This is a genomic window from Couchioplanes caeruleus, assembly GCF_023499255.1.
Lineage (GTDB): Bacteria > Actinomycetota > Actinomycetes > Mycobacteriales > Micromonosporaceae > Actinoplanes > Actinoplanes caeruleus_A.
The window spans coordinates 4,443,884-4,467,461 of the sequence record NZ_CP092183.1 but is presented as its reverse complement, the minus strand read 5'-3'; the positions used below and the strand labels follow the sequence as shown (position 1 = coordinate 4,467,461).

The following is a 23,578-nucleotide window of genomic DNA, read 5'->3' as shown; positions in this document are numbered from 1 at the left end:
CGTACCCTATAGTCGAGGGGTGCGACGACGACGAGGAGCGGTGCTCGAGGAGGCGATCCTCCGGGCAGCCGCGCAGGAGCTCACCGAGACCGGCTACGCGGGCTTCACGATGGACGCCGTGGCGCGGCGGGCGGGCACCAACAAGAACGCCATCTACCGCCGCTGGCCGAGCCGCGCGGCGCTGGGGGTGGCGGCGTACCGGCACCTCGCCGAGCGCGCGACGGTCGTCCCGGACACCGGGTCGCTGCGCGAGGACGCCCTGACCCTGCTGCGCGGCGCCAACCGGCACATGTCGTCCCCGCTGGGCGCGGTGATGCGCAGCCTGCTCGCCGGCGCGGCCGACGACCCGGAGCTGCTGGCGGCGATCCACGAACGGTCCGCCGACGCGGGCTCGCAGCTGTGGCTGTCTGTCCTGGAACGAGCCGTCGCCCGCGGGGAGGCCCCGGCCGGAGCCCTGCACCCCCGCGTCGCGACTGTCGCGATCGTGTTGCTGCGCAACGAGTTCGTGACGCGGGGCGTGCCGTCCGCACCGGACGAGGTCCTCGTCGAGATCGTCGACGAGGTCTACCTCCCCCTCGTCCGGGGCCGCGCGGGGCTCACTTCAGGTGGCGGGTGAAGAACCGGTTGCCGGCGTCCGCCTCGAACGCCGGGACGCCGGTGTGCCCGCCCATGTTGGCGTGCAGCGTCTTCTCCTTCGAGCCGAACGCGTCGAACAGGTCCAAGGCCATCTGCCGGTCGTTGCCCTCGTCGTCCCACTGCAGCAGGACGTGCAGCGGGACGGTGACCCGCCGGGCCTCCTCGAGGATGGACCGGGGCACATAGCTTCCGGCGAACAGCACGGCGGCCGCGATGCGCGGCTCGACCAGCGCCAGCCGGACGCCGATGGAGATGATCCCGCCCGCGTACCCGGCCGGGCCGGTGATGCCGGGCAGCGGCAGGAGGGCATCCAGGGCGGCCCGGCACTCCGGGACCGCCTTCTCCACCAGCGGGAGGACGAGCCGGTCGACGATCTCGTCGCCGACCCGCTCGCCGGCCTGCAGCACCCGGCGCAGGTCGGCGCGGGCCTGCTCGGCGGCGGCCGACCGGGGCCGCTCGCCGCTGCCGGGCAGCTCGATGGTCGCCGCGGCGAAGCCTTCCGCCACGGTGTGCCGGGCCCGGGCCGCCAGCCGCGGGTACATCCGGCCCAGGTCGCCGGGCTGGCCGAGCAGGATCAGCGGGACGGGCTCGGACGGGGATGCCGGCGTCCACAGGATGCCGGGGATCTCGCCGAGGGTGAACCGGCGCTCGAGGACATCGTCGTCGAGGCGCTGTTCAGCGGTGAATTCCATGGTCGTGCCTTTCGGGAGTGCTGATGAACGGCGCTCCCGGACGACGACCTATCGTCCGACCGTGACCCCTGAGGGGAGCACCCATGTCGAAACGTTCACGGGTCCCACCTCCTCGGTCTCTCGCACGGCTGCCGGGAATCTATCACGGCCGCCCGGTCAGCACGGTCGGCCCGGCGGCCGTCACGGCGACCGTGTGCTCGGAGTGCGCGGTACGGGACCCGTCGGCCGAGCGGATCGTCCACCCGTCCTCGTCGTACCTGATCTTGTCGGTGGAGCGGCAGAGCCACGGCTCGATGGCGATGGTGAGCCCGGGGTGCAGCGTCATGCCGCGCCGGGGCCGGCCACTGTTCGCGATGTGCGGGGCCTCGTGCATGGTGCGCCCGATGCCGTGGCCGCCGAACTCGGAGTTGACGCCGTACCCGTAGGAATGGGCGACCTCGCCGATCGCGGCGGAGATGTCGCCGAGCCGGCCGCCCGGCTGAGCGGCGGCGATGCCGGCGGCGAGGGCGACCTCGGTGGCCTCGATGAGCTTGAGGTCCTCCGGGTCGGGGGTGCCGACGACGAAGGAGAGCGCGGAGTCCGCGTTCCAGCCGTCGATGCCCAGCGCCATGTCGATGCTGAGCAGGTCGCCGTCGCGCAGCACGTAGTCGTGGGGCAGGCCGTGCAGCACGGCGTCGTTGACCGACAGGCACAGCACGTTGCGGAACGGGCCGCGGCCGAACGAGGGGGCGTAGTCCCAGTAGCAGGACTCGGCGCCGCGTTCCTTGATCCGGCGGCGGGCGTGGTGCTCGATGTCGAGCAGGTTCACGCCGACCGCGGCCACCCCGCGCAGCTCGGCGAGCAGCTCGCCGACGAACCGGCCGGCCACCGCCATCCGGCCGATCTCCTCGGCGGACTTCAGCTCGATCACGACAGTCTCCCCCCGTCCAACCACCCTGCGGCGACCGGTATTTCTATACCGGTATTTTTATACCACGACCGCCGGAGGGCTATCCTGCTGGCATGGTTCGCCAACCGCTCACCGCCGACCAGATCGCCGCGGGCCAGCGCCTCGGAGCCGCCCTCCGCGCCGCGCGGGGCGATCGCGGCCTCGTCGAGGTGGCGCTGGCGGCCGGCATCTCCCCCGAGACGCTCCGCAAGATCGAGGCCGGCCGGCTGCCCGCGCCGGCGTTCGGCAGCGTGGTCGGGCTCAGCCGGGCCCTCGGCGTGCCGCTGAGCGACCTGGCCGAGGCCTGGCTGGCCGACACACCCGTCCACCAGGCGTCCTAACCGGGCGTGATCACGCTGCGGCGGTCGTCCGGCAGGCGGCGGGTCGCTCCCGTACGGTCGAGCAGCCCCAGCAGCGGCACCGCGACCCGCCGGCTCGTGTCGAGCGCCTGACGCGCCTCGCTGAGCGTGAACGGCTGCGGCAGCCCCGCCAGCACCGCCGCGGCCCGCTCGGGCGCCCCGGCGCGCAGCACGACGTTGTCCGCGAGCTGGATCACCAGGCCGGCCCGGACGGCCGCGCCGAGCTGCCGCGGCCCGAGGCCCAGCTCGGCCAGCCGGTAGGCCTCGGGCGCCGCGAACGGCCGGTCCACGAGGTCACCGAACGCCTTGTCCACGGCGGCGACGAGGTCCGCCGGCACGCTCGGGCCGCCGGCCGACACCCGGCCCGACCGGACCACGAGCGGCGGCGTCACGAGGGCCTCCACCAGGGAACGGTCGGGCAGGCCGAGCCGGTGCCGCAGCGCCTCCACCGGCATGCCGGGCTCGAGCGGGCGCTCCCGGGCATGCCGGTCCACCTCCTCCGCGAGCCGGTGGCGCAGCTGCGCCCAGTGCTCCGGGTCGGCCAGCCAGTCCCCCGCGACCGGGTCGCCGCCGGCGGGCACACCCATGCGTTCCAGCTCCGGGCGCCGGGCCAGCCGCCGGCGGCGCAGCTCATCGGCCAGGTCCGCGACGCCGTCCATCCCGGCCAGGGTGGCTGCGCGCGCGGCCGCCGCGCCCCGCCGGTTCAGGCCCGGGGGTACGACGTCCAGCACGGTCACCCCGCCGGCGACGTGATGGCGGCCGGGGTCACGCAGCAGCGCCCGGTCGCCGATCCGCAGCGGCAGCGCCCGGCCCAGCCGCAGCCGCGCGGTGTCGGCGCCGAGGGGCCGTACGCGCACCGGCACCGCCGCCGAACCCGCGTGCAGGGTCAGCGTGGCGGGCAGGCCGGCGGCCGGGTCCCCGTGCACCCGCACGTCCACCAGCTCCGTGAAGTGGTAAGCCCCCGGCGTCAGCAGCGCGGCCCCGCGGGTGACGGCGTCGCGGTCCACCCCTCGCAGGTTCACCGCCACCCGGGCCGGACCCTCGACCTCGGCGACGGCCTCCCCCAGGCTCTGCAGGCCGCGTACCCGCACCGGCCGCGCCGCGCCGGTCAGCTCCAGCTCGTCGCCGGTCCGCAGCCGGCCGGCGCCGAGGGTGCCGGTGACGACCGTACCGGCGCCCCTGATGGTGAACGCCCGGTCGATCCACAGCCGGACCGGTCCGCCGCCGGGCGCGGGCAGCCCCGCGACGAGCCGTCCGAGCGCGGCCCGCAGGTCGCCCATCCCGGCCCCCGTGACGGCGCTGACCGCGACGGTCTCCACCGCCCCCAGCGTGGTCGCGGCGATCTCTCCCTCGGCCAGCTCGGCCGCGGCGGCCGGGTCGGCGAGGTCGGCGCGGGTGACCACGAGCAGGCCGTGCCGCACGCCGAGGGCGTCGAGCGCGGCCAGGTGCTCGGCCGACTGCGGCATCCAGCCCTCGTCCGCGGCGACGACGATCATGGCCGCGGGTACGGGCCCGACCCCGGCGAGCATGTTCGGCACGAACCGCTCGTGGCCGGGCACGTCCACGAACGCGACCGTGCCGCCCGGGTCGAGCGTGGTCCAGGCGAACCCGAGGTCGATGGTCATGCCGCGGCGGCGTTCCTCGGCCCAGCGGTCGGGTTCCATCCCGGTGAGGGCGCGGACCAGCGTGGACTTGCCGTGGTCGACGTGACCTGCGGTGGCGATGACGTGCACGCTCAGCGCATACCCACGGCGGCCACCGCTGCAACGACGTCCGCGTCACGTTCCGGGGCGATGCAGCGCAGATCCAGCAGGAGCCGGCCCCGCACGACCCGGCCGACGACGGGCGGGTCGCCCAGGCGCAGCGGATCCGCCCACGCCTCCGGCAGCGCGACGGCCCACGACGGCAGCTCCAGCTCCGGCGCGCCGCCCCCGCCGACCACCGCCACCGACGTCACCACCTCGGCCCCCGGCAGCCGCGCCGCGACGTCCTCGGTGCGCGACCGCAGGACGTCCGGGTCGGCGCGCAACGCCTGCCAGGTGGGCGTCTCCGGGCCGGACACGGTGGCCTGCAGCGCGGCGAGGGTCAGCTTGTCCACCCGCAACGCCCGGGCGAGAGGATGCCGCCGCAGCCGCTCCACCAGCTCGCCGTCGCCGAGCAGCAGCCCGGCCTGCGGCCCGCCGAGCAGCTTGTCCCCGCTGGCGATGACCAGATCGGCGCCGGCCCGCAGCGTCGTGGCCGCGTCCGGCTCGCCGGGCAGCAGCGGATCGGGCGCCAGCAGCCCCGAACCGATGTCCGCGACCACGGGTACGCCGAGACCGCCCAGCTCCGCCACCGCGACGGCCCGGGTGAAGCCGCGCACCACGAAGTTCGACGGGTGCACCTTGAGGACGAAGCCGGTGCCCGGGCCCACCGCCTCGGCGTAGTCGGCGTACGACGTGCGGTTGGTGGTGCCGACCTCGCGCAACCGCGCCCCGGTCGACTCCAGCAGGTCGGGCAGCCGGAACCCGTCGCCGATCTCGACCAGCTCGCCGCGGCTCACCACGATCTCCCGGCCGGCGGCGAGCGCGGTGGCGGCCAGCACGAGCGCGGCCGCGCCGTTGTTGACCACGTGCACGCCGCCCGCGTCCGGCACGGCCGCCGCCAGCGCCGCGAGCGCGCCCCGGCCCCGCCGGGCCCGCCGTCCGGTCGCCAGGTCCAGCTCGACGTCGGTGTGCCCGCTCGCCGCCGCGACCGCCGCGACCGCGGCCGCCGACAGCGCGGCCCGGCCCAGGTTGGTGTGCAGCACGACGCCGGTCGCGTTCAGGACCGGCCGCAGGCCGCCCGGGGTGCCCGGCAGAGCCTCCAGGGCGGCCGCGGCCACATCGCCGGGGGCGATCTCCCCGGTGCGGGCGCGCTGCTGAGCGGCGACGACCGCGGCCTTGACCGGCCCGCGCCCGAGACGCGGGATGGCGGCGGCTATCCGGGGGTCGGCGAGCACGGCATCGGTACGCGGGATCCGGCGCCGCGGATCCACCGTGGTGTCACCCAACCCGCGCCTCCTCGCCCTGTCGCCGGATTCACCGTACCCGGCGGCGGGTCAGCACTCGTCGTAGACGTACGTCCCCGAGCCGGGTGCGGTGACCATCTGGTCCCGGCGTACCACCGAGATCTTGCTCTTGACGCTGCGGCACGCCTTCGTGAACCCGGACGACGAATACTCGACGTCGACCCACTTGCCGCCGTAGACCCCGGCGTAGTCAGCGCACTCCCCGGTGCTCCCGCACTCCTCGACCACGGCGAAGTCGAACCCGGCGGCCTTGCCGTCGCCCTCCAGCTCCGCGGTGTTCTTCTGGGCGATCGAGAGACCGGCCGCGTGGGCGCGATCGATGAGGAGCTTCGCGTACGCCAGCGCCTGTGCGGAGGTCATCAGCTTCGGTGCGTCCGTACCGTCGAAGTCGGGGTCGTCCTTGGCCCGCTTGCGGTCCTCGACGTTCGCGTACGCCCGGGTGAAGGTGTCGATGTTGTCCACCTCGACGGCGTCGAAGCCCTTGCTCGCACAGGTCGTGACCTGCCGCCCGATGATCTGCGCCAGCGCGTCCCGGTTCGCCGCCGTCCGCACGTCGAACATGATCTCGTCCGGCCAGCCGGGGTCGACGTAGAAGTCCCGCGAGTACTTCCCGCCGTCGTCGGCGGTCGGCACGCCCGGCGTCGGGTTGGGCAGCAGCAGCTTGCGCCGCGCGGAGTCGGCGGCGAACCACTGGCTGGTGCCCTCGCCGCCCGCGCCGTCGTCGGGCTGCGTCTGGAAACCGTTGATGTAGCAGACGTTGTACAGCCCGGCGGCGGGCGTCGCGCCGACGTCACGGCTGACGACCTTCACCCCGGACGGCGGCGTGTACGCGGCGCCGATCTGGTAGTCGAACTTCGCGTTCGCCGGGAACGCCTTGACGCTCCTCGCCTGCTGGCCGCTCTTCTGTGCTGCGGTGTCGTTCGCCATGGCGTACGACGCGCCGGCCGCCATCACGAGGGCAGCGCCTGAGACCACGGCGATGCGGATCGTACGGGAGGGGGTTGGCACGGGAGTCTCCTGAACGGTGGTGGATCTGCCCCGCCTCGGGCTCACGGGCCCTGGCGACCGGTTGGGCTCGATCCCTGCCGTCCCATCCTGGGCGACGCGCGCCACCCGGGGGAACGGCAGGCACCCGGCTCTGCCCCTTTCTACAGAAACGGTTCAGGGTCGAAGGTGTCGATCGGCAGGATCCGGACGCGGGGCAGCACGCTGGTGAAACATCCCGCGTCCAGCTCCAGGTCGAACAGCTCCAGCCCGTCGCCGACCAGGTGGTCGAACCCGGAATTGAAGAACTCGGGGAACCCGACGACCCCGACCCGCCGCCCGTCGTCGCGCAGCAGCCGCCCGATGTGCGGCAGGAAGTCCCCGTCGTGGCTGGCCAGCAGCACGTCCCCGCGGCGCTTGCCGATGGCGTCCAGCGTGCGCTGGATACCGATGTCCACCACCTTCTGCCCCGGGCCGCCGGACAGCGGGATCGGCCGGTAGTCCATCGACTGCAGGGCCCGGATGAACGGGGTCGGCAACGCCCCGGACGACGCGTTCAGGAAGAACAGGGCCGTCACGGCCTGTCCCCACGTCTCCTCGGCGAACTGCCGCAACCGCTCCCACCGGGGCCGCTCGTCCGGATTGGGACGATGATCGAGGATCTGCTGCCCGAGGGTCGAGTCGATGTTCTCCCCGTCGATGAGGAGGTAGGTGACGGCGGTGCCGGGGTTGCTCATCCTGGTACCTCACAGGTCCGCGGCGCCCGGCGCAAGCCAGGCACGCTGTCACTGGTACCCGACGTGGACGACCAGGCGGTCACCTCGCGTTTCGGACCCCACGTAGACGTATCCGGGGTCGAACAGCTCAGGCGACAGGCTCTGCTCCTCGGTGAGCCCCATCCGGCGGGCGAGGTCGGCCGGCGACTGCCCGGCGGCGGGCGCCAGGACGAGCTGCCACCAGCACCCACCGGACCCGCACTGCTCGCTCTGCTCGACGACGCTCGCGCCGGCCGGCACGGCGGGAATCCGCGACTTCGGCGGCAGCGCACCCTCGCTGCCGAAGGCCATGAGCGCGAAGAACCACAACACCCAGAGACAACCGAGCACGCCGAGGCCGATGACGACGATCTTCGCTGCCGCCGTCCGGGTGATCATCGCGCCAGGGTAGCGGGCCGCGTCACCCGCGCCGGAGCCGTCGGACCTCCCGCAGCCTCGCGTCGACGCACGGCCACGGCAGACCACACACGCAGCGCCGGCGCCCGAGGAACCACCACCGGCGCCCGCGCGCCGCATGCCACTCATCCACCATTTCCGACCTCCCCGGATCACGACGGGATCTGGCGGCGGCAGGTTGGCTCTGCGGGCGCGGTCAGCGGACCGCCCCCCCAGGAGATGGAGGCGGCCCGCACGACGCGACCTGTCCTTGGCATGCAATCTGCCACCCGTTCCAGCCGGCCGTCTGGGTGACACCCTTGCGCACGCATCGACACCTTCGGAAGTCTCAAGACCGCCACAACGAGCTTGTAAGACTTCGATGGGCCCCAGTGCAGGAGCGTGCAGGTGACGCAACTCCAGGTCTTGGAACTGTTCGCAGGCGAACTGCGCCGCCTCCGCTGCGGGGCTGGCCTGTCACAGGAGGCTCTCGCCGAAAAGATCAGCTATTCGGCGTCACTGGTTGCGGCCGTCGAACAGTGCCGCCGGCCGCCGCGGATGGACTTCGCCCAGAAGTGCGACGAGGCGCTGGGCGGCGGAGGCCTCCTCTTGCGCATCCGCGAGGCGACGGTCCGGGAATCGCTGCTCCCCTGGTTCCGGGAATGGGCGGCCATCGAACGCGACGCCCGGGCCTTGCGCTCGTTCCAGCCGCTCGTCCTGCCGGGCCTCTTCCAGACCCCGGCATACGCACACGCCCTCTGCGCGACCGGCAGTCCCCTGCAGTCCGACCAGGTCGAGCAGATCGTCGCCAGCCGTATCGAACGACAGCAGGTGCTGGACCGCACCCCGCCCCCGCTGATCGTCGCCGTCCTCGATCAGACGGTTCTCGAACGGCCGATCGGCGGCCCGTCCACGATGCGGGCCCAGCTGCTCCGACTGATCGAATTGGCCGGACGGCCGAACATCCACATCCACGTCGTGCCGAGGGCCGTCGGCGGCTACACCGGCCTGAGCGGCCCGTTCGTCCTCGCATCACCGTTCGAGGGCAGAGACACCGCCTACCTCGACAACCAGATCAAGGGCACCGTCGTCGACGCCGCCGAGGAGGTAGCAGTACTCCAGGAGGCATGGGAGGCTGTGCGTGCCGAGGCGCTGCCACGGCAACAGACACTCGCCTTGATCTCGGAGGTGGCGGACCAGTGGACCTGACCGAGGCCAAGTGGCGCAAGAGCTCGCGCAGCAGCGGCAACGGCGGTGACTGCGTCGAGGTGGCCGGCAACCTCCCGGGCGTCGTCGCGGTGCGTGACTCGAAGGCTCCCGGAGGACCCGCCCTGATCTTCGCGCGGGACGAGTGGCGGTCGTTCGTAGCTGCTGTCAAAGTGGGCGAATTCGATACCTGAGTCACCTACCTGCAAGGCGGGCACGAGGGCTCAAGGGCGCATGAGGTTCGACGCATCTCCGTCTCGTCCCCAGACGCATTCGCTCGTTCCTACAAGCAGGGGCGCTACGCGTGATCGCCGTTGCCTCTGAACGAAAGCGCCAATCCATAGCCGGAGTTGGAGTGTCAGCGCACGCTCTATCATCGGATTATGCGGCAGGCCTTTCCATAGACCACAATAGACGCAGTAACATATTGGCATGGACACCCGCATGCCGTACGAGTCTCCCGAATTTGGCGCGAGCGACCCACCGAATCCAGAAAGCTGGGCGTTGAGTATCGACACTTTATACGCAACGGGTGGTCAGCAGATCGAGTTACCGGAGACTGGAGTAACAGTCTTCGTCGGGGGAAACAATGCAGGCAAGTCCTCCATGTTGAACAGCATCAACGAGCAGTTGATGGACGCAGCGAACCAGAGCCTTGCCGTGACGCACCTATCTTTGCGTAGACGGGGGCGTGGGATCGACTTCGAATCCTGGCTCACTCAACACGCGCACATGAACGTCGGCGAGTCAGGGGGACCAATATTCACCCGAGCGAAAGACGCCGGAGAGTTCGTCACGCTACAGCAGGCGGAGGCCAGGTGGGATCAATTCAGATCGCAACGCGAGCGGCATTCGCTTGGTGAGTTATACAGCTTTCTGGTGCACGTCTCAACTGTCACACAACGAGCCAATATGGTTTCCGTCAGCGCGATGCAACGCTTGCGACGAAGCGACCAGCCTCGGAGCGTTCTCAGCCTTTTCGAATTCGACAAGGATCTATTCGAACAGTTCTCATCGCTGAGCGAACGGATCTTTCGCCAACCGCTCACTTTGAACTACTTAATCGGGCAGCTCAGTCTGCATGTAGGTCGCGTGGACGTCGCGCCGCCCCCGATCGACGCCCCAGACGAGACTTACGCCGAGGCAGTCATGGCGCTCCCGCCACTCGGCAGTCAGGGTGACGGCATGAAGAGCATGCTCGGCCTCTTGATGCCGATCATTACCGCTTCGTACCCGATCATCATCATGGATGAACCTGAAGCATTCCTCCATCCTCCGCAAGCTTTCGAGTTGGGCAAGGCGGTCGCAACGATCGCCCGAGAACGGCGGGTCCAGGTCATTGCTGCTACCCATGACCGAAATTTTCTAACAGGCCTGCTGCAGCCGCGTGTTCCGGTCTCCGTCGTGCGCTTGGAGCGCTTTGGCGCCGGAGCAGCCAGGACGACTCAACTCCAGGACGCCCGCTTGAAAGGTCTGTGGCAAGACCCGGTCGTGCGATACAGCAACGTCCTCGATGGGTTATTCCACCGTTTTGTCGTCATAGCCGAAGCTGACGATGACTGTCGTTTTTACAACGCCGCCCTCGACGCCGCCAACGATGAAGAGGAGCAAGCAACAAAGGGGTTGGAAGGAACTCATATACCACCCAGCGAAGCCTTGTTTGTCCCATCCAACGGCAAAGCGGCCATGGCGGATATCGCTGCCACCCTGGTTGAGCTCGGAGTCCGCGTGATCGTCACGCCAGATCTTGATATCTTGAACGAAGAAGGCACACTCAGCAAACTCGTTCGAGCCCTTGGGTATGATTGGAAACTATTTCAAGGCCCGTATCGCGCCGCAACGCAGAGCTTCCGATCCTCCCGGGGGCCAGCGAAGTCCAGCGATGTGCTAATGGCAGTAAGTTCGGTGCTAGAGATAGATCCTTACCGCATCTACGACGATGAACTGAAGTCCCAGGTACTAGCTCAGATGCGTTCCTCAGAAAGCCCTTGGGCAGCTTTGAAACGATATGGCGTCAAGGCGTTCACCAATCCTTCGGAATATGTCCATGCGACTCGGCTTCTCGACGCGCTTGACGCCATTGGGTTAATTGTCCTTCGAGAAGGAGAATTGGAACGCCTTGCGCCTGGAGTCGACGTGCGCAAGGGGCCTCGTTGGTTGCGCGCATCCTTGGAGGCTGGAGCGCATACCCATTCACCGGCGCAGCATCACATACACAAGGTGGCCGCAATCGCCGCTCAGGAGCCAATTTCCCCAGGAGCACTAGCGGCAATTCTCGCCTAGCACCTCTGCCCGGTTAAGCGCCCTTCTACCCGGATGCGACGGATCAAACCAAGTCAACGATGGATCTCGCCGTGCCGCCGACCGGCCGAGCTCGGCCGGTCGGCGGCACGGCGTGAATGCGCGAGCAACTCGGCCCGTTCGTCATCGCCTCGCCGTTCGAGGGAAGAGACGTCGCCTACCTCGACAACCAGATCAACGGCTCGATGGTGGACGCACCGTCGACCGTGGCGATGCTCCATGAGGTATGGGAGGCTGTGCGAGCCGAGGCAGTGCCGAGGCAGGAGAGTCTCGCCCTGATCGCGGAGGCGGCGAACCGATGGACCTGACGGGCGCCGAGTGGCACAAGAGCTCACGCAGCAGCGGTAACGCCGGCGGTGACTGCGTCGAGGTGGCCGACAACCTCCCGGGCGTCGTCGCGGTGCGTGACTCGAAGGCTCCCGGAGGGCCCGCCCTGATCTTCGCGCCGGGTGAGTGGCGGTCGTTCCTTGCCGGGGTGAAGGCCGGGGAGTTCGACCGCTAGCCCGATCGGCTCACGGTTGGCGGCCCGCGACCTCGGCCTCGCTGCGCAGGATGCAGAACTCGTTGCCCTCCGGGTCGGCGAGCACGGCCCATCCCGTACCGTCCGGGTTGCGGCGATCCGCCACGACGGCCGCGCCGAGACCGACCAGCCGGGCCAGCTCCGCGTCGCGGGTGCCGTCGGCGGGCCGCAGGTCGAGGTGGATGCGGTTCTTGGTCTGCTTGGGCTCCGGCACCTCGATGAAGAGCAGGCGGTGCCGTCCGTCGGCCGAGGAGATCAGGCATTCCTCGTGGCCGGGCTCGTTCGGGTCGTCCGGGTCCTCGCGGTAGTCCAGGACGGCCTGCCACCACCGCGACAGGGCGTAGGCATCGGCGCAGTCCACGGTGGTGTGCGACACGTAAGAGGTCATCGCCGGATGATCCCAAACGGTTCTCACGTGGTCACCCGCCGGCCCAGGGACAGACCGGAGCCCGCGTATCCGTACCGGCTGTAGAACCGCACGGCACCGGCGTTGCGGTGATGAATGCCCGCCGACAGATAAGCGATCCCGGCGGCGGCCGCCCACTGCTCCGCGGCGGTCAGCAACGCCGAGCCGACTCCCCGGCCTCTCGCCTCCTCGGCCACCACCGTGTGAATCTGCGCGGACGGCTCCGGGCGCAGGATCTGATGGTCCGGCGGACCGGAACTGCGCACGACCTCCACCATGCCGACGACCCGGCCGTCCACCTCGGCGACCAGCACCGCGTGTCCTTCCGAACCCTCGGTCAGGACCGCTGCGAAGTGCCGCCGGACCGCTTCTTCCTCCGGGATGCGGTAGGTCGCCGGGTCCAGGGCCAGGTGAGCCACGGCATTGGCGATCCGCAGCCGCACAAGAGAGCCGACATCGGTCAGAGTCGCCGGCCGCACCGCGGGTTCGCTCGCTCGCACCCTGCGAACCTACGCGAGACCGGGTTCTCGTCGAACTCCGCGAGCTGCGATCATCACGCCGGGAAGCCACAGATTGAACACCGGCGCCAGGTGGTCGTGCGCCGGCTAGGCGGGCATTCCGCCGTACCCGATCTCGTTGCCGTCCGGGTCCCGGAATGTGGCTTTGCGTACGCCGTTCTCGTAGGTCTCCCTTTTCGCCGGCGTCAGTCCCCGCGCGGCGATCTCGCCCATCCGGCTGTCGAAATCGCTGACGAACAACGTGTGGATCGCGTGGCCCGCGTTCTCCGGGCGTACCTCGATGAAGACGTACCGGTGCTCGGCGATCTCCCACACGGCTTCGGCGTCGTTCGGGAGGAAGGACGGTCCGGTGCCGAAGAGTCGCTCGTACCAGGCGACCGCCGTGGCGCGGTCGCGGACCGGGATTCCCGCGAACAGGTCCACCCTCATCAGGGCAGACTACTGAGAATCCGTTCCATCCGTACGCCTGTCGCCGGCGGGGTGGCCGCCCCGTCCGGCCGTATGCTGCCCGTATGGATCCATCGGTGGAGGTGGCGCTGGCCGGGATGCTGGCCGCCGCGGAGGACGCCACGCCCGTGAACGCCGTCGAAGCCGTCACCGGTGAACTCGGCGCGGCCTTGCACGCCAGCAGCGTCTCCTTTCTCATCGCGGACCTCAGCGGCCGGGCCCTGGTCCGGCTGGCGCACGTCCCGTTCGAGCCGGCCGCGGACGGCCGCCGCGACGGCGCCGAGCTGGCGACCGTGGTGCCCTTCGACGGCGGCCCGCAGGAAGAGGCGTTGCGCACCCAGGTCGTGCAGGTGTTGAAGGACGACTCCGGATGGACGATCCTCGCGCCGGTCACCGAGCGCGGCGAGGTGATCGGGCTGCTGGAGATCCTCCTGGGCGCCGAGCCGGCACCGGCAGCCCTCGGTGAGATCACGCGCACCGCGCACGCGCTGGCGTTCGTCGTGATCGCCAACCGGCGCCACACCGACCTGTTCGAGTGGGGACAGCGCACCACCCCGTTCAATCTGTCCGCCGAGATCCAACGCCGGCTGCTGCCCAGCGCTTTCACCTGCGAAGGCGGCTCGTTCACCCTGTCCGGCTGGCTCGAGCCGTCGGCGAGCATCGGCGGGGACACCTTCGACTACAGCGTCGCCCGTGACACGCTGCACTTCAGCGTCACCGACGCCATGGGGCACGGCGTGACCAGCGCGCTGATCGCCACCCTCGGCGTGGCCAGCCTTCGCAACTCCCGCCGCGCGGGGCACAGCCTCACCGAACAGGCCGACCGCGCCAGCGCCGCCGTGGCCGGGCACGCCCCGGCCAAAGGTGCCTTCCTCACCGCCGTCCTCGGCCGCCTGGACCTGCTCACGGGGACCTGCGCGCTGATCAACGCCGGCCACGTGCCGCCGATCCTGATCCGGGACGGGGAACCGCGCGAACTCACCCTGCCCCGCAACTTCGCCCTCGGGATGTTCCCCGACACGGGGGCTCGTGCCGGCTCGGTGACGCTGCAGCCCGGCGACCGGATGGTCGTCGTCACCGACGGCATGCGCGAACGCGACGCCGCCGCCCTCGACCTCACGGCCGAGCTGCGATCACTCAGCACCCTGCATCCTCGCGAGGCCGTTCGCAGCCTCGCCGACGGGGTCCTCGCCGTCGCCGGCCCCACCCTCCAGGACGACGCCACCCTGTTGATCGTCGACTGGCACGGGCGCCACGACCTGCCGCGCCGCACCAGCGCGGGTGCCGACGTCTCCGCGGCCACCTCAGCCGACTGCCGCTGACCGTTCCCCGGGGGTCAGGACGCCACCGGGGGCATGTCCGCCTCGGCCGCCTCCACGGAGTCGTACACGTCCAGCACCTGGTCCACGGCCGTCAGCCGCAGCACAGAGGCGACGGGCTCCTGCAACCCCGCGACGCACAACCGGCCGCCCGCACCGTGCAACTCCTTGAACCAGACCAGCAGCACACCCAGGCCGCTGGAATCCAGGAAGGACACGTCGGCCAGGTCCAGCACCAGCTGCGGGCCGCCCTTGCCGGCGGTGACCTGCTGGAGGAAATCGTGCAGCTCGGGTCCGGTGGCCATGTCCACCTGCCCGCCGACCTCCACGACCGTGCAAGCCCTGCCGGCCCGCGCCGCCAACTGCAAACCCACTACCACCTCCGGGCAACCGACCCTGTCACACCCAATAACCTGCCACAGCGGCCGCGAATCATCAGGCCGTCACCATGTACCACAGTCTGGCTTCCGGACGATGTCCTCGCAGCCGGAGTCGCTACGCCGTTGTCGCAGGTCCCGCTCTTCGCCGGCCGGGGACCCGCGCGGCCACCGGGCACCCGCGGGAAAAGGCCGCGTGGATGAGCGGAGGCGGACGGGAATCGAACTCGCCTGGCCCGGATACCGGGCCACACCGGTTTTGAAGACCGGGAGGGGCACCAGCCACCTGAACGCCTCCGCCGATCACCCTAGCCGCCGGCCGGCCCGCCCGCCGCGCAACCCTCGGCAGCCTGCAGCCTGCAGCCCGCATGACGTCCGCCACCTGGGCGGGGAGTCGAGCTGTCGGGCGCGCCCCGCGCGAGAAGCGTGGCAGACGCCGCCGAGCGCACGTGCGGCCTCCTCCCGGCCGTGCAACAGTTCCAGGGTGACGATGACGCAACCTCAACGCCTCACCCAGTACGCCCACGGCGGCGGATGTGCCTGCAAGATCCCGCCCGGCGAGCTCGAAGCCGTCGTGTCCAACCTCATCGGCGATGCCACCCCGCGCGGCCCGGGCGAGCTGCTCGTCGGGCTGGACGACGGGGACGACGCCGCCGTGGTGAAGCTGGCCGCGGGCATGGCCGTCGTCGCCACCGCCGACTTCTTCACGCCCGTCGTGGACGACGCGTACGACTGGGGCCGGATCGCCGCGGCCAACGCGCTCTCCGACGTGTACGCGATGGGCGGCAGCCCGGTCGTCGCCGTCAACCTGCTCGCCTGGCCCCGTGACCTGCTGCCGATGGAGCTGGCCGGCGAGGTCCTGCGCGGCGGCCTGGCGATCGCCCGGGAGGCCGGCTGTCACGTCGCCGGCGGGCACAGCGTCGACGACCCGGAGCCCAAGTACGGCATGGCCGTCACCGGCGTCGCCGACCCGGCCCACCTCATGCGCAACGACGCGGGCGTCGCCGGTACGCCGCTCACGCTCACCAAGCCGCTCGGCATCGGCGTGCTGAACAGCCGGCACAAGTCGACCGGCGAGGTGTTCGCGCAGGCCGTCGCCGCGATGACCGAGCTGAACCGCGCCGCGGCCGAGGCGGCCGTGGCGGCCGGCGCGGTCTGCGCCACCGACGTCACCGGCTTCGGGCTCCTCGGCCACCTGCACAAACTCGCCCGGGCTAGCGGGGTCACCGCCCGGATCGACGCGAGCGCGGTCCCGTACCTCGAGGGCGCACGCGAGGCGCTGCGCGACGGGTACGTCAGCGGCGGCACGCGGCGCAACCTGGACTGGGTGATGCCGCACGCCGACACCGGCGGCGTCGCCGCCGACGAGCTGCTGCTGCTCGCCGACGCGCAGACCTCCGGCGGCCTGCTCGTCGCCGGCGAGGTGCCCGGATACCCCGTGATCGGCGAGCTGCTGCCTGCACGCCCCGACGGCAAGACCCTCGAGCTGCGGTGACGCCGCTGCTGCTCGTACCGTCGGATCCGCTGCGGCCGCGACGGCCGGACGAGCATTTCGCCGCGGAGGCGGCCGCGGCCCGCGAGGCGGGCATCGCGGTCGCGCTGATCGACCACGACGCTGCCGCGCGTGACGGTGGTGCGGACACGGCCGTTTCGACGGTACGGGTCAGCGGCCCCGCCACATACCGGGGCTGGATGCTGCGCGCGGAACACTACGCCGCCCTGGAACGATCCTTGGCCGGCCGTGGTGTCGTCCTCGCGACCACCGCCGGCCAGTACCGGCAGGCGCACGAACTGCCGGGCTGGTACGACTCCCTGGCGCAGGTCACCCCCGAGACGGTGTGGACGGCCGGCGACGACCGGGACGGGTTCGACAAGGCGCGCGCGGAGCTGGGTGAGGGGCCGGCCGTGCTGCGCGACTACACGAAGTCGATGAAGCACTACTGGCACGAGGCCGCGTACATCCCGGACGTCGCCGACGGTGACGCGGCCTGGCGGGTCGCGAGCCGGTTCCGGGAGCTGCGCGGCGACGACTTCACGGGCGGTTTCGTGCTCCGCCGGTTCGAGTCGTTCACCGCGGCGGAGGTGCGGACCTGGTGGGTCGGCGGCGAGTGCCGGCTGGTCACCGCCCACCCCGACTCCCCCGCCGGCCTGCCGCCCGCCGACGTGGACCTGTCCGGGATCGGCGCCCTCGGCCTGCCGTTCGTCACCGTCGACCTGGCGCTGCGCGACGACGGCCGGTGGCGGGTCATCGAGCTCGGCGACGGCCAGGTCAGCGACCGCCCCGCGAGCACCCCGCCCGAAGCCTTCCTCGCGGCGCTGATGCCCGACGCCGGCCGGCCCGGGCTGGTGCCCCATGCCGGATGACCCGCGCTGGTACTGGGACGCCGACGGCGCGCCGGCGTGCTTCCTCGTCGGCGACGACCTCTTCTCCCGTCGCGGCGAGCACATCGGCCACCGCGACGGCGACGAGGTGTTCACGCTGGACGGCCGGTACCTCGCCCACCTCGTCGGCGACCGCATCCTGCCACGGGCCGGCGTCTACCGCCGCATAGGAGCAACCGCCCGCCGGGCCTTCCCGGTCCCGGCGCTGCCGCCCGCCAAGCCACGGGCCCGCATCCGGCCCTCGTGACGAGCCACCCCGGGCGAGCATATTGCCGTTCATCAATGCGTGCGCGATGCTGGGTCGGCGGGCCCACGGGTGATCCCGGCGGCCCGGCAGCGCGATCGGCTTCGCATCCGCAGAGGTGACCATGCCAGCCACAGCCACGCACCCCGTCCACGACGACGTGCCGCGGGGCGCCGGGCGGCGTTCGTCCCCCCGCCGCCGGATGCCGCTGCCGGCGTCGATCGCCGCGATGGCGCTGGCCGCCGCGGCCGTCCTGGTCACGGCGCAGCCGGCCCGGGCGGCCCCGGTCACCATCGACAACAGCGTGCAGCCACGCGACACCGCCGGCGCCATCGTGCACGCCCATGGCGGCGGCCTCCTCGTCTCGGGCGGCTACTACTACTGGTTCGGCGAGAGCCGCAACGCCGACCTGACGTTCCGTGCGGTCGCGCTCTACCGCTCCACGGACCTGAAGACGTGGGAATTCCGCCGGAACGTCCTCACCCAGGCCTCCGCGCCAGAGCTCCAGGTCGCGAACATCGAACGGCCGAAGGTCATCTACAACCGCTCCACCGGGCAGTACGTCATGTGGATGCACAAGGAGAACGGGCGCGACTACAGCGAAGCCCGGGCTGCCGTGGCGACCTCGTCCACGATCGACGGCGACTACGCGTACCGGGGCAGCTTCCGGCCCTTCGACCAGCACATGTCCCGTGACATCACCGCGTTCGTCGACGACGACGGGGCCGGCTACCTGGTCTCCGCCGCCCGGGACAACTACGACCTGCACGTGTACCGGCTGACCGCGGACTACACCAACGTGTCCACGCTCGTGCGAGCGTGGACGGGCGACCACCGTGAGGCTCCGGCCCTGTTCAAGCGCGACGGGGTGTACTTCATGCTCACCTCCGGCGCCACGGGGTGGGCACCGAACCAGCAGAAGTACGCCACCGCCACCAGCCTGAGCGGGCCGTGGAGCGGCTGGGCCGACGTCGGGAACGCCACCGCCTACGGCAGCCAGACCACGTACGTGCTGCCCGTGCAGGGCTCGCAGACGACGACGTACCTGTATCTCGGCGACTGGTGGGGCCCCGGCTACGGCGCGACCTACGCGGACTCCCGCTACGTCTGGCTGCCGCTGCGCTTCCCGAGCAGGACGAGCATGGCCATGGACTGGTACCCCCGCGTCACCGTCGACACCGCGACCGGCGTGGCGACCGGCGTCACCGCGCCGTACGTCAATCTCGTCGCCCGGCATTCCGGCAAGTGCGCCGACGTGGTCAACGGCTCCTCCGCGGCCGGGGCGGAGGTCGTCCAGTACGCCTGCGGATCCGGAGCCAACCAGCAGTGGGAGGCCAGGAACACCGGCGACGGATACGTCCGCCTGGTGGCGCGGCACAGCGGGATGTGCCTCGACGTGGCCAACGGCGCCACGACGGACCGGGCCAAAGTCATCCAGTACACCTGCGGCACCGGCGCCAACCAGCAGTGGCAGATCCAGGACGTCGGCGGCGGCTACGCCCGGCTCGTCGCCCGGCACAGCGGAAAGTGCCTCGACGTGACGGACGCGTCCACCGCCGACTCCACCCGCCTCATCCAGTACGCCTGCTCCGGCGGCACCAACCAGCAATGGCAACAGCGACAGGTGTGAACGGCCCCGGGGGGCGCGGCTAGCGGCCCTCGACGAAGGGCGCCAGGCCGTCGAGGAGGCGGGCCAGGCCGAACTCGAAGAGCCGTTCCAGGCTGAAGTCGAAGCCGTCGGCGGTCAGGCGCCGGAAGTGGCTCATCGAGTGCGCGTCCAGCAGCGTCGCGAACTTCTGCTCCTGCGCGCTCAGCCACTGCTCGTCGGTGAGGCCGGTCTCGCGGACCGCCTCGGCTTCCGGCTCGAGCGCGCTCGCCACGCCACGGACGAAGGTGAAGAGGGTGAGCTGGACGTACATCCGCTCGCCGAGACCGAGCCCGGTGCCGTCGAACGCCGCGAGGACCCACTCGCTGAGCCGTACGCCGTTCGGCGCCATCTGCGGCCGGGTGAGCGACAGCGACGGCGCCAGCCACGGGTGCCGCTGGAACACCGCCCATTCCTGCCGCGCGGCCAGTTCCACGGCGGCCCGCCAGCCGCCGGGGTGCCGGGGTGGCAGCCGGATCGTGCCGATCGCCGCGTCGATCATCGCCAGGATCAGGTCGTCGCGGCTCGGTACGTGCCGGTAGAGCGACATGGTCGCCACGCCGAGGTCGGCTGCGAGCCGGCGCATCGTCAGCTCGGCCACACCGTGCCGGTCGGCGATCGCGATGGCGGCCGAGACCAGCCGGTCGCGGCTCAGGACCCCGTCCTGCCGAGGCGCCGGCCCGGCCACCACGGTGCCCACGCCCGGCCGGGAGACGGTGAGCCCTTCCTCGCGCAGCGCGGCGTGCGCCTTGGTCGCGGTGGCTATCGCGACGCCCCACTCGCGGGTGATCGCCCGCGCGGACGGCACCCGGTCGCCGGGCCGTAGCTCGCCGGCCTCGATCCGCCGGCGGACCTCGGCCACGATCCGCCGGTACGGCGCCTCCCCCATCCCACCTCCCGTACTAGTACACCCAGCCTGCCCCGCCTGTGCCGTACTAGTGCAGATTGCCTCCGGCGCTAGCCATTCCTACGCTGCCTAGTACACGTCCGTACATAGTACGCAGGGAGCGTCCGACATGCGTGTACTGATATCCGGGGCCGGGATCGCGGGGCCCGCGCTGGCGTTCTGGCTGCACCGCGCCGGCGCCGAGGTGACCGTGGTGGAGCAGGCGCCGCGGCCCCGGCCCGGCGGCCAGGCGGTGGACGTCCGGGGCGCCGCCCGCACGGTCGTCGAGCGGATGGGCCTCATGCCCGCCGTCCGGGCGCACCGCGGCGACGAACGCGGCGTCGCCCTGGTGGACGCCCGCGGGCACCGGCTCGCCGCGATGCCGGCCGACGCCTTCGGCGGTGAGGGCATCGTCGCCGAGATCGAGATCGCCCGCGGCGACCTGAGCCGCATCCTGCTGGAGGCCACAGCGGACACGGCCGGCTACCGTTTCGGCGACCGCATCTCGGCGCTGCACCCGGACGGCCGGGTCACCTTCGCCGGCGGTGGTACCGAGCACTTCGACGTGGTCGTCGGCGCCGACGGCGTGCACTCCGGCGTACGCGCGCTGGCGTTCGGCCCCGAGGAGAGATTCGTCCGTCCGGTGGGCGGTTACGGGGCGCTGTTCACGGTGCCGGACCCGGGGGATCTGGGCGGTTGGTTCGAGATGTACAACGCGCCCGGCGGCCGGGTCGCCGGGATCCGACCGGAGCGCACCGGCACGGCGAAGGCGATGCTGAACTTCCGCTCCCGCACCCGGTACGGGCGGCTCGCCCGAGCGGACGTGCAGCGCCTCGTCACCGAGCGGCTGACCGGCGCCGGGTGGCGGGTGCCCGCCCTGCTGGCCGCCATGCCGGCCGCCGACGACTTCCACTTCGACTCGATCGAGCGGGTGCACGTCGAGCGGTGGGCCAGGGGCCGGGTGGTGCTGCTCGGCGACGCCGGCTACTGCGGTTCGCCGCTGGCCGGGCTGGGCACCAGCATGAGCCTGGTCGGCGCGTACGTTCTGGCGGGCGAGCTGGCCTCTGCGGCGGATCCGGAGACGGCGTTCGCCGCCTACCAGGCGCAGATGGCCGCGTACGTGGCCGAGGGCACCCGGCTGCCACCGGGCGGCATGGCCGCGTTCGCGCCGAGGTCGCGGGCCGCGATCCGGCTGCGAGCGCTGTCGATGCGGTCGATGTCCCGCTGGCCCATGCGGCAGGTGCTGGCCCGTCAGTTCGGCAAGGCGGAGGCGATCACGCTCAGCACGTACCCGGCGATCGCCGCCGTTCGGCCGGGGTGAGGTCAGACGCCGATCCCGCCCGAGCCGCTCCCCTGCGGGACGTCCGAGGTCTTGGCGTCGGCCGCGGCGCGCGCCGCCAGTCGCTCCCGTTGCGGGATGACCGTGTACTTCGGGTCCTTCGCCGAGGCCACGCCGCCCTCGAAGATGCCGAAGCGGGTGGCCAGCGACGCGGTCAGCAGCGACAGCCCGGACAGCGCCGACACGACGCGGCTGCGCCGTCCGAGCACCGCCCCGGCCACCCCGGCCGCGGTCAGGAACCGTCCGGCGCGCAGCAGCCTGCCGGGCCGGCCGTCGCGGTACGGCTCGCTGAGGATCCCCTTGGTGGTCTCGACGCGGTGGGCACCGTACAGCTCGAGGGCCGCGCCGCACACCGCCATGCGGCGGGCCGGTCCCGCCTGGTCACACGGCGCGGCCAGCAGGCCGACGCCCGCGCCGCTGGCCAGGGCGCTGCCGGCGAAGACGTAGGGCAGTTCCGGGTACGCGGCGTGCCAGCTGGGCGTGGCCGTGTCCGCGAGCAGGACCGCCGTGTACGTGGCCAGCGCCGGCGCGACGGCGGCGGCGGCGTACTGGCCGGCCGTGCCGACCGGTGGGAGCAGTCGGCGGGCCAGCCCGAGCACGCCGCGTTCCGGCAAAATCGGGGCGGCCTCGGCGACCGCGGCGGCGCCCGCCGCGGCCCCGAACGCGCTGAGGATCCACGTACCCATGGACATCGGGGACGTGGGCTTCGCGACCCGCAGCATGTTCACGAAGCGCTCGGGGCGGCCCAGGTCGTTGATCAGGAAGTACGTGCTGGCGGTCAGCGCGCCCAGCGCGGTGATCCGCCCGGCGCGGCGCAGCGCGGGGCGGCCGGTGGCGGCGCCGCCCGCCGCGAGCATCGAGGAGCCCGCCGCGAGGCCGCCGGTGAACAGGTACGCCGCGATGTCGTAGTGCCAGACCGGCGGCTTGACGATGGGGCGCCCGTAGTACGAGCGGAACTCCGCCGGGGGCACCATCGAGCGGTCGCCGCGGCCGCGACCGCCGCCACGGCGGGCCGAACGGGACCCGCCCCTGGCGTCGCGGCTCAGGCCGCTGCCCTCGTGACCGGCCGGGGGCGGGCTGAGGCGCTCATCGCGGGCGTGTTCCCGCTCCTCCCGGGGCCTCATCGCCGCCGTCCCGCGAACGACACGACGACGGTCGCCGCCATGGCCAGCGCCGCGACGCCGGCCCGTTTCCACATCGCCGGCAGGTCGCGCGTGGTCACCACCGGGTCCGGGGGCAGGCCGTACACCTCGGGTTCGTCGAGGAGCAGGAAGAACGCGCCGTCGCCGCCGACGCCGTCGTCCGGGTCGTGGCCGTAGAGGCGGGCCTCCGCGACGCCCTGCTCGTGCAGCTTCTCGAGGCGGTGCGCGGCGCGGGAACGCAGCTCGTCGAGCTCGCCGTACTGGATGGACTCGGTGGGGCAGGCCTTCGCGCAGGCCGGGGTCAGGCCGTCGCCGATCCGGTCGTAGCACATCGTGCACTTCCAGGCGCGGCCGTCGTCCTTGCGCTGGTCGATGACACCGTACGGGCAGGCCGGGATGCAGTAGCCGCAGCCGTTGCAGATGTCCTCCTGCACGACGACCGTGCCGAACTCGGTGCGGAACAGCGCGCCGGTCGGGCACACGTCCAGGCAGCCCGCGTGGGTGCAGTGCTTGCACACGTTGGACATCATCAGCCAGCGGAAGTCGCTGCGCGGCGCGTCCATGGTGCGCCCGGGCAGGTCGGCCATCGGCATCCCGAGGAACTGCGGGCCGGCTCCGGGCGCGGTGATGGTGGCCGCGGCGGCGAGCGCGTCGGGGGCCGGGGGCACGCCGGGGTCCGTACCCGTGTCCTGGCCGGTCCCGGCCGCGACGACGGCCGTGTGGGCGCTCGCCGACGGACCGGTCGGCAAACCCTCGAACGCGCCCGGCGTGTCCGTGCCGTGCCCGCTGCCCGCGGCCGGCTGCTCGATGAACGCGACGTGGCGCCACGAGTTCGCGGTCAGCCCGCCGGTGTTGTCGTACGAGGTCCCGAGCAGGTTGAAGCCGTCGTCCGGGACGAGGTTCCACTCCTTGCACGCCACCTCGCACGCCTTGCACCCGATGCAGACGCTGGTGTCGGTGAAGAAGCCCATCCGCGGCGGCGCGTCGACGTACCCGGCGTCGGACGCGGGGTCCAGCGGCCCGTAGAGGCTGTTCGGTCCGGCCACG

The 23,578-nt window shown here is 71.8% G+C and carries 27 protein-coding genes and 1 tRNA gene; 13 read left to right on the top strand and 15 right to left on the bottom strand.

Going from position 1 to position 23,578, the window contains the following annotated elements; translation table 11 throughout:
• The first annotated feature begins 19 nt into the window (after positions 1-19).
• A complete protein-coding gene (locus tag COUCH_RS20640; protein ID WP_249606820.1) occupies positions 20-616 on the top strand; it encodes a TetR/AcrR family transcriptional regulator in 597 nt (198 codons plus the stop codon).
• Here the strand turns inward: COUCH_RS20640 and COUCH_RS20635 are convergent.
• Together COUCH_RS20635 and map are read right to left on the bottom strand one after the other, a co-directional pair.
• Positions 597-1,328, bottom strand: a complete 732-nt coding sequence (locus COUCH_RS20635) for a dienelactone hydrolase family protein (protein WP_249606819.1) — start codon at positions 1,326-1,328, stop codon at positions 597-599. The two genes, COUCH_RS20640 and COUCH_RS20635, sit on opposite strands and share 20 nt — an antisense overlap.
• Positions 1,329-1,470: 142 nt before the next feature.
• Complete coding sequence (gene map, locus COUCH_RS20630) at positions 1,471-2,238, bottom strand: type I methionyl aminopeptidase (RefSeq protein WP_249606818.1); 768 nt, start codon at positions 2,236-2,238, stop codon at positions 1,471-1,473.
• Between the two features lie 92 nt (positions 2,239-2,330).
• Here map and COUCH_RS20625 point away from each other — a divergent pair, with 92 nt between their 5' ends.
• Positions 2,331-2,597, top strand: coding sequence for a helix-turn-helix domain-containing protein (locus tag COUCH_RS20625; protein WP_249606817.1), 267 nt, complete (start codon positions 2,331-2,333; stop codon positions 2,595-2,597).
• Here the strand turns inward: COUCH_RS20625 and selB are convergent.
• The 5 genes from selB to COUCH_RS20600 form a co-directional block, all read right to left on the bottom strand.
• Positions 2,594-4,348, bottom strand: coding sequence for a selenocysteine-specific translation elongation factor (gene selB, locus COUCH_RS20620; protein ID WP_249606816.1), 1,755 nt, complete (start codon positions 4,346-4,348; stop codon positions 2,594-2,596). The two genes, COUCH_RS20625 and selB, sit on opposite strands and share 4 nt — an antisense overlap.
• Positions 4,349-4,350: 2 nt before the next feature.
• Positions 4,351-5,646 (bottom strand): L-seryl-tRNA(Sec) selenium transferase, encoded by a 1,296-nt coding sequence (gene selA / locus COUCH_RS20615; RefSeq protein ID WP_249606815.1) that lies wholly within the window; start codon positions 5,644-5,646, stop codon positions 4,351-4,353.
• Between the two features lie 48 nt (positions 5,647-5,694).
• Complete coding sequence (locus tag COUCH_RS20610; RefSeq protein ID WP_249606814.1) at positions 5,695-6,672, bottom strand: endo alpha-1,4 polygalactosaminidase; 978 nt, start codon at positions 6,670-6,672, stop codon at positions 5,695-5,697.
• A gap of 140 nt (positions 6,673-6,812) precedes the next feature.
• The gene (locus COUCH_RS20605; protein ID WP_249606813.1) at positions 6,813-7,385 is read right to left on the bottom strand and encodes an NYN domain-containing protein; all 573 of its coding nucleotides are present in this window, start codon (positions 7,383-7,385) and stop codon (positions 6,813-6,815) included.
• A gap of 48 nt (positions 7,386-7,433) precedes the next feature.
• Complete coding sequence (locus COUCH_RS20600; protein WP_249606812.1) at positions 7,434-7,802, bottom strand: hypothetical protein; 369 nt, start codon at positions 7,800-7,802, stop codon at positions 7,434-7,436.
• A 405-nt stretch (positions 7,803-8,207) separates the two neighbouring features.
• On the opposite strand from COUCH_RS20600, the gene COUCH_RS20595 reads away from it, so the two are divergent.
• From COUCH_RS20595 to COUCH_RS20575, 5 genes are all read left to right on the top strand, one after another.
• The gene (locus COUCH_RS20595; protein ID WP_249606811.1) at positions 8,208-9,008 is read left to right on the top strand and encodes a helix-turn-helix domain-containing protein; all 801 of its coding nucleotides are present in this window, start codon (positions 8,208-8,210) and stop codon (positions 9,006-9,008) included.
• A complete protein-coding gene (locus COUCH_RS20590) occupies positions 8,999-9,199 on the top strand; it encodes a DUF397 domain-containing protein (RefSeq protein ID WP_249606810.1) in 201 nt (66 codons plus the stop codon). The genes COUCH_RS20595 and COUCH_RS20590 overlap by 10 nt, the downstream gene beginning before the upstream one ends.
• Positions 9,200-9,437: 238 nt before the next feature.
• On the top strand, positions 9,438-11,288 hold the full coding sequence (locus tag COUCH_RS20585) for an ATP-dependent nuclease (protein ID WP_249606809.1): 1,851 nt from the start codon (positions 9,438-9,440) through the stop codon (positions 11,286-11,288).
• 116 nt (positions 11,289-11,404) lie between these two features.
• Entirely contained in the window at positions 11,405-11,614 is a 210-nt protein-coding gene (locus COUCH_RS20580) for a Scr1 family TA system antitoxin-like transcriptional regulator (protein WP_249606808.1), read from the top strand.
• The gene (locus COUCH_RS20575; RefSeq protein ID WP_249606807.1) at positions 11,605-11,808 is read left to right on the top strand and encodes a DUF397 domain-containing protein; all 204 of its coding nucleotides are present in this window, start codon (positions 11,605-11,607) and stop codon (positions 11,806-11,808) included. The genes COUCH_RS20580 and COUCH_RS20575 overlap by 10 nt, the downstream gene beginning before the upstream one ends.
• A 10-nt stretch (positions 11,809-11,818) precedes the next feature.
• Here COUCH_RS20575 and COUCH_RS20570 read toward each other — a convergent pair whose 3' ends face one another.
• From COUCH_RS20570 to COUCH_RS20560, 3 genes are all read right to left on the bottom strand, one after another.
• Positions 11,819-12,214: a VOC family protein gene (locus tag COUCH_RS20570; protein WP_249606806.1), complete on the bottom strand. Its 396-nt coding sequence runs from the start codon at positions 12,212-12,214 to the stop codon at positions 11,819-11,821.
• Positions 12,215-12,237: 23 nt separating this feature from the next.
• Entirely contained in the window at positions 12,238-12,732 is a 495-nt protein-coding gene (locus tag COUCH_RS20565; RefSeq protein WP_249606805.1) for a GNAT family N-acetyltransferase, read from the bottom strand.
• 105 nt (positions 12,733-12,837) lie between these two features.
• A complete protein-coding gene (locus tag COUCH_RS20560; RefSeq protein WP_249606804.1) occupies positions 12,838-13,179 on the bottom strand; it encodes a VOC family protein in 342 nt (113 codons plus the stop codon).
• Between the two features lie 83 nt (positions 13,180-13,262).
• Here COUCH_RS20560 and COUCH_RS20555 point away from each other — a divergent pair, with 83 nt between their 5' ends.
• The gene (locus tag COUCH_RS20555) at positions 13,263-14,519 is read left to right on the top strand and encodes a PP2C family protein-serine/threonine phosphatase (protein WP_249606803.1); all 1,257 of its coding nucleotides are present in this window, start codon (positions 13,263-13,265) and stop codon (positions 14,517-14,519) included.
• Between the two features lie 14 nt (positions 14,520-14,533).
• Here the strand turns inward: COUCH_RS20555 and COUCH_RS20550 are convergent, their stop codons facing one another.
• Together COUCH_RS20550 and COUCH_RS20545 are read right to left on the bottom strand one after the other, a co-directional pair.
• Positions 14,534-14,890, bottom strand: a complete 357-nt coding sequence (locus COUCH_RS20550) for an STAS domain-containing protein (protein WP_249606802.1) — start codon at positions 14,888-14,890, stop codon at positions 14,534-14,536.
• Positions 14,891-15,097: 207 nt separating this feature from the next.
• Positions 15,098-15,191: transfer RNA gene (locus COUCH_RS20545), tRNA-Sec, on the bottom strand.
• A 192-nt stretch (positions 15,192-15,383) separates the two neighbouring features.
• On the opposite strand from COUCH_RS20545, the gene selD reads away from it, so the two are divergent.
• The 4 genes from selD (at position 15,384) to COUCH_RS20525 (ending at position 19,149) form a co-directional block, all read left to right on the top strand.
• Entirely contained in the window at positions 15,384-16,388 is a 1,005-nt protein-coding gene (gene selD, locus COUCH_RS20540) for a selenide, water dikinase SelD (RefSeq protein ID WP_249613765.1), read from the top strand.
• Positions 16,385-17,257 carry an ATP-grasp domain-containing protein gene (locus COUCH_RS20535; RefSeq protein ID WP_249606801.1) on the top strand — a complete coding sequence of 291 codons (873 nt, stop codon included), beginning with the start codon at positions 16,385-16,387 and terminating at the stop codon, positions 17,255-17,257. The genes selD and COUCH_RS20535 overlap by 4 nt, the downstream gene beginning before the upstream one ends.
• Positions 17,247-17,522, top strand: coding sequence for a 4-fold beta flower protein (locus tag COUCH_RS20530; RefSeq protein ID WP_249606800.1), 276 nt, complete (start codon positions 17,247-17,249; stop codon positions 17,520-17,522). Before COUCH_RS20535 ends, COUCH_RS20530 begins: the two co-directional genes overlap by 11 nt.
• Positions 17,523-17,643: 121 nt before the next feature.
• Positions 17,644-19,149 (top strand): RICIN domain-containing protein, encoded by a 1,506-nt coding sequence (locus COUCH_RS20525; RefSeq protein ID WP_249606799.1) that lies wholly within the window; start codon positions 17,644-17,646, stop codon positions 19,147-19,149.
• A gap of 19 nt (positions 19,150-19,168) precedes the next feature.
• Here COUCH_RS20525 and COUCH_RS20520 read toward each other — a convergent pair whose 3' ends face one another.
• A complete protein-coding gene (locus COUCH_RS20520) occupies positions 19,169-20,053 on the bottom strand; it encodes a TetR/AcrR family transcriptional regulator C-terminal domain-containing protein (RefSeq protein WP_249606798.1) in 885 nt (294 codons plus the stop codon).
• Positions 20,054-20,180: 127 nt separating this feature from the next.
• Here COUCH_RS20520 and COUCH_RS20515 point away from each other — a divergent pair, with 127 nt between their 5' ends.
• Positions 20,181-21,371 (top strand): FAD-dependent monooxygenase, encoded by a 1,191-nt coding sequence (locus COUCH_RS20515; protein ID WP_249606797.1) that lies wholly within the window; start codon positions 20,181-20,183, stop codon positions 21,369-21,371.
• Positions 21,372-21,373: 2 nt separating this feature from the next.
• Here COUCH_RS20515 and nrfD read toward each other — a convergent pair whose 3' ends face one another.
• Both nrfD and COUCH_RS20505 read right to left on the bottom strand, forming a co-directional pair.
• A complete protein-coding gene (gene nrfD, locus COUCH_RS20510; protein WP_430640811.1) occupies positions 21,374-22,513 on the bottom strand; it encodes an NrfD/PsrC family molybdoenzyme membrane anchor subunit in 1,140 nt (379 codons plus the stop codon).
• Positions 22,510-23,577: a 4Fe-4S dicluster domain-containing protein gene (locus COUCH_RS20505; RefSeq protein ID WP_249606796.1), complete on the bottom strand. Its 1,068-nt coding sequence runs from the start codon at positions 23,575-23,577 to the stop codon at positions 22,510-22,512. The genes nrfD and COUCH_RS20505 overlap by 4 nt, the downstream gene beginning before the upstream one ends.
• Position 23,578 lies beyond the last annotated feature (1 nt).

What these genes read in the sequence shown, in the direction of transcription:
- COUCH_RS20635 (WP_249606819.1), bottom strand. Translation starts at nt 1,328, where the DNA reads ATGGAATTCACCGCTGAACAGCGCCTCGACGACGATGTCCTCGAGCGC.
- COUCH_RS20625 (WP_249606817.1), top strand. Translation starts at nt 2,331, where the DNA reads ATGGTTCGCCAACCGCTCACCGCCGACCAGATCGCCGCGGGCCAGCGC.
- COUCH_RS20605 (WP_249606813.1), bottom strand. Translation starts at nt 7,385, where the DNA reads ATGAGCAACCCCGGCACCGCCGTCACCTACCTCCTCATCGACGGGGAG.
- COUCH_RS20600 (WP_249606812.1), bottom strand. Translation starts at nt 7,802, where the DNA reads ATGATCACCCGGACGGCGGCAGCGAAGATCGTCGTCATCGGCCTCGGC.
- COUCH_RS20585 (WP_249606809.1), top strand. Translation starts at nt 9,438, where the DNA reads ATGGACACCCGCATGCCGTACGAGTCTCCCGAATTTGGCGCGAGCGAC.
- COUCH_RS20580 (WP_249606808.1), top strand. Translation starts at nt 11,405, where the DNA reads ATGCGCGAGCAACTCGGCCCGTTCGTCATCGCCTCGCCGTTCGAGGGA.
- COUCH_RS20575 (WP_249606807.1), top strand. Translation starts at nt 11,605, where the DNA reads ATGGACCTGACGGGCGCCGAGTGGCACAAGAGCTCACGCAGCAGCGGT.
- COUCH_RS20570 (WP_249606806.1), bottom strand. Translation starts at nt 12,214, where the DNA reads ATGACCTCTTACGTGTCGCACACCACCGTGGACTGCGCCGATGCCTAC.
- COUCH_RS20560 (WP_249606804.1), bottom strand. Translation starts at nt 13,179, where the DNA reads ATGAGGGTGGACCTGTTCGCGGGAATCCCGGTCCGCGACCGCGCCACG.
- COUCH_RS20555 (WP_249606803.1), top strand. Translation starts at nt 13,263, where the DNA reads ATGGATCCATCGGTGGAGGTGGCGCTGGCCGGGATGCTGGCCGCCGCG.
- selD (WP_249613765.1), top strand. Translation starts at nt 15,384, where the DNA reads ATGACGCAACCTCAACGCCTCACCCAGTACGCCCACGGCGGCGGATGT.
- COUCH_RS20530 (WP_249606800.1), top strand. Translation starts at nt 17,247, where the DNA reads ATGCCGGATGACCCGCGCTGGTACTGGGACGCCGACGGCGCGCCGGCG.
- COUCH_RS20525 (WP_249606799.1), top strand. Translation starts at nt 17,644, where the DNA reads ATGCCAGCCACAGCCACGCACCCCGTCCACGACGACGTGCCGCGGGGC.
- COUCH_RS20520 (WP_249606798.1), bottom strand. Translation starts at nt 20,053, where the DNA reads ATGGGGGAGGCGCCGTACCGGCGGATCGTGGCCGAGGTCCGCCGGCGG.
- COUCH_RS20515 (WP_249606797.1), top strand. Translation starts at nt 20,181, where the DNA reads ATGCGTGTACTGATATCCGGGGCCGGGATCGCGGGGCCCGCGCTGGCG.
- nrfD (WP_430640811.1), bottom strand. Translation starts at nt 22,513, where the DNA reads ATGAGGCCCCGGGAGGAGCGGGAACACGCCCGCGATGAGCGCCTCAGC.